This is a genomic window from Leptospira ainazelensis, from assembly GCF_016918785.1.
Lineage (GTDB): Bacteria > Spirochaetota > Leptospiria > Leptospirales > Leptospiraceae > Leptospira > Leptospira ainazelensis.
The window spans coordinates 1-921 of sequence record NZ_JAFFPT010000061.1; the positions used below are offsets into that span (position 1 = coordinate 1).

General features: G+C 37.4%; 1 protein-coding gene. It reads right to left on the bottom strand.

Annotation, left to right across the window (positions count from 1 at the left end):
• Nucleotides 1–90: 90 nt before the first annotated feature.
• The coding region (locus JWG44_RS14445; RefSeq protein ID WP_205275719.1) for an abortive infection family protein at nucleotides 91–921 on the bottom strand (831 nt) is incomplete at its 5' end.

Below are 921 nucleotides of genomic sequence, written 5' to 3' on the forward strand. Positions count from 1 at the left end.
ATGTGGCTTTAGCCCGGAGTGAGCGCGAGCGGGAACCGTGAGTCGCGAACGAAGTGAGAAGCCGAAGTTAGACGCAGTGCTAAATCGATTTCAGTCTTTCCTGAACTTACTTAAATAAGTTTCGATAAGAAACATTGACATAGTACCGCTAATATTCACCACAAAAGCCGCGTGTCTTTCAGATGGCTTAACATAAGTTATTTTCTTTCCATGCGCATCACTCAATTTATTTCTGAGTGAACCGATTCCATTTACTATGCTAATACATCCACTTAGTATTTGCCTAAATATTTCTTCATTATGCAATTCAGGAGAAAGATTTAAGTTCTTCGCAGTTATTCTATACAAATCAGGAAGGTCTGGTTTTTCGTTATACGACACTTCTAACTTATCTAGAATATGTTTACAAACAGTTTCAATTAATGTCCTTGAGGCAGTAATTGCACCTTCTGGATCCGATGATCTCCGCGCCAGAGCCTTGTCCCAGATTTCTTGTACATAATCCATTCCGAAATTTTCTAAACGGATACTAATAATTTCATCTGAAGGAACTTGTTCTGATCTTTCAGCAAAATCTAATAAAGGCTGAAGACTTTCATTAATAAAGTTACGTCTTTCCTGATAATGTTTAAATTTATTTTTTATAAATTGCCAAAAATCAGGTCCTGTTCTATTCTTTTTTAAATAATCTGGTAGTAACTTTCCTGCAACCGGATGATCATAGAAGAATTTTCTTAATTCTACATAATCTCCAGTTTCTAACTGATCATTAGTCGCAGCCGCAATTAATGTATTTTTTAATAAAAATGCTTTTTCGAATATTAAACTCATTTTTTTAGCATTGCGTCTAACGAAAGAGGCTTCTCGACGTTGCGTCCGCAAGCGCCTGTGCGCGACGCGGTTGGCACAAGGTTCGAGGCG